Source organism: Bradyrhizobium sp. (assembly GCF_049798375.1).
Lineage (GTDB): Bacteria > Pseudomonadota > Alphaproteobacteria > Rhizobiales > Xanthobacteraceae > Bradyrhizobium.
Genome location: NZ_JBARGP010000456.1, coordinates 1 through 2954, shown reverse-complemented (window position 1 = coordinate 2954; position 2954 = coordinate 1). Strand labels below are relative to the sequence as shown.

Sequence of the window (2954 nt, the reverse complement as noted above, 5' to 3'; positions counted from 1 at the left end):
GGGCGTCAGCGGCGGCGGCTGCACCGCCGCGCCCGGCGCTGGTGAGGCCGCATTGGCGGCGGCGTCCGCCGGGCCCTGCAGGGTCTTGGCATCGAACAGATACTGCAACTCGGCGGCGTGAGACGCGCCATAAGAGAAGCCGATCAGCGGCTGGAACAAGTCTGGCGCGTTCGGATCGGCGAACTCATAAGCGTGCACCGGGACGAACCTCGCCAGCAGTTGATTGGAGTCGAGGCTCCGGCAGGTGAAGATGATGTCGGTGAAAATCTGACCGAGTGCCTGGTCTGCGCTCGGCTTGTCGTTGTTATCCGGATTGGGAAAACTCGCCGGCGGATAGAGCGCCGCAAGCGTTCCGATCTTGGTGGGATCAGTCACGCCGGAGATGATCGCAACCTCTTGCGCAAACGTCAGGACACCCTGGTCGACAAAAGATTGCGCCGGACCGCCCGGCACGAACGTGAAGCTTGGATCGAAGTAAAACGGCTCGAACAGCGTGCCCTCATTGAGGTTGGTACCCTGCATCACCGGGACGCGGTTGAAATTGCCGCTGCCAAACGCGTCCGACAAGCCCCGCGGCAAGATCGTCGTGCCGGCCGTCGGCGACGTGTTGATGGTAGCTTGCGCCGCAAGCAGCGTCGCAACCGGGGCGCTGCGCAGGCAAGCGGCGATCTGCGGGTTGACCCCTGTGCAGCCGACCGCGTTTGCGAACGCCGCACCCAGGCTTTCCTGCGCTGCGACCTGCTTGATCGTGAACAGCATATAGGCGCCGCTTTCGATGATCACGGCGTCGAACAGTCCTTTCGCGGTCGGCGAGGCCAGATTGGATGAGGTGCTGAGTCCGCCGGCCGACTCGCCGCCGATCGTCACCCGGTTCGGATTCCCACCGAAACGCCCGATATTGTCGCGGACCCATTTGAACGCGAGTTGCTGGTCCATCAGCCCGTAATTGCCGGCCCTTCCGACGTCGTCCAGGGCTGGATGGGCGAGCCAGCCGAGCGCGCCGAGGCGATAATTGATGGTCACGACGATGATGTTGTGCGTGCTGGCCAGGACGCTGGGGTCGTAGCCCGCGCCTGTGCCGGTCAGGAGCGAGCCGCCATGGATGAAGATCCAGACCGGGAGCCCGCCGTCACCATCCGAATGCGCGGGCGTCGTGACGTTGAGAAACAGGCAATCTTCACTGAACGGCGGCTGCGCCGAGAACTGATTGATCAGTTGCGGACACGCACTGCCCGGCGTCGTCGCATCGACGATCGTGTGCGAGCGTGCCGGTGCTGTGGGAGGCGTCCAACGGTTCGCACCAGCCGTCGAGTTGGCGTAGCGGATTCCCTGGAATTTATTGACGACGCCGTCGCTGGTGCCGCGGACCGCCCCGCTGGTCGTCTCGACGATGGGGCTCCGGGAGTCGGCCATCGCGCCCGCCGGCGCACCTCCGAAAACCATGAGGATCGCCGTCAGCAGGCCGATGCCGGCGCGTCGCCAGCGGATCATTCTATCTTGGCGCCGCGAAAAGCCTGCTGTCCGGTGACGTCTCATCGTGTCCCCTCCCAAGCTGCAAGACTTCGATTTGAACCACAAAAACAAACGTCCGTTCGATGACAACGTCAAGACGCAAGGTTATAAAAATAAAACTTTGAAGTGGTGCGCCGCAACAGGCGGGAAATTTCCAAATTGGCATGCCTGAGGTACGTTGATTTGCCCGACGGCGCGCGCTCCGACGTCCCGAACCTCTTATTGTCCTGCGAAAACCACGCCGCGGGGCGTGCGCCGAAAAACTCATTTCGTCAGCGTCATCAACACGATCACGCGCCTTAGCCCGTTCGGTCGCAAATTTCCTCTTTCGTTTTTACAGAACTCATGTTTCATTGAGGCGTCCCGCCTCGCGGAGGGGGCGTACGCGTCGTCACGGACGTCGAGCGCGGGATGCGATGGACGCGGTGAGTTGCGCTGGACGAGCGCAAGCTCATGCGGACGGCGAAGTCGTGTGGTTCTGGCATTCCGGTGCTAATGCCTGCGCAATGCGCGGAACGCGCATTGCGCAAACGGGGGCAACAAAGCCGGTCCCCGGGAAGATCACGTATAAGCCGTAACCCACTCGCGCAGGGAAGGCCGGTTGTTCCGGCTCGTACCTGTGGTAACTGCCGCCTGCGTTCTTTTCTGCAGGCGGGCCATGGGTGTGAGCTAACACCCGGCCTTCCCTGCGCCCTCCCTTCATCGAGGGCGGATCGATCCTCACAGCTCGGACGCATCTGCGCCGCGAGGTCGATGATTTGTGGTTGTCGCGTGATGATCCGCGTTGCGGGTCAGAACTTTCCGAGCGCTTTCAGCACGCGCGCCGGCGTGATCGGAATCGCATGGATCGAAGCACTGAGCGGCGCCAGCGCGTCGTTGACGGCGTTGAGCACGCAAGCCGAGGCCGCCGCGGTGCCCGCCTCCCCGCAGCCCTTGGCGCCGAGCACAGTATCCCTGGTCGGCGTCTCGACATGGTCGATGATGATGTCGGGCATCTCCATCGGCATCGGCACCAGGTAATCGACCAGCGAGCCGTTGAGCAGCTGGCCGGTCTCGCCGTAGCGGCATTCCTCGAACAGCGCTGCGCCGAGTCCCTGTACCACGCCGCCGCGCATCTGCTCGTCGACCAGCATCGGATTGATGATGCGGCCGCAATCCTCGACCACGAAATGCTTCAGCAGCTTGACGAAGCCGGTCTCGACGTCCACCTCGAGATGGCAGCCCTGGATGCCGTTGGTGAAAGCGAATGGATAGCCCTGCGGCGCGAAGTGATGACTGACCGTGAGCTGCGCCTGGGTGCCCGGCGGCAATGTGTCGGAGCGGAAATAGGCGATACGCGCGATCTCGGCGACCGGCAGGCGCTGCTGCCGCGTGGCGGCATCGACGATCTCACCGTCGACGATATCGAGTGCGGATGGCTGCTCCTGCAGCACCAGTGCCGC

General features: G+C 63.3%; 2 protein-coding genes. Both read right to left on the bottom strand.

The window, feature by feature from the left end:
* The coding region (locus WA702_RS18840; RefSeq protein WP_425112045.1) for a carboxylesterase/lipase family protein at positions 1 to 1491 on the bottom strand (1491 nt) is incomplete at its 3' end.
* Positions 1492 to 2303: 812 nt separating this feature from the next.
* On the bottom strand, positions 2304 to 2954 hold a 651-nt coding region (locus WA702_RS18835), incomplete at its 5' end, for a xanthine dehydrogenase family protein molybdopterin-binding subunit (RefSeq protein ID WP_425112044.1).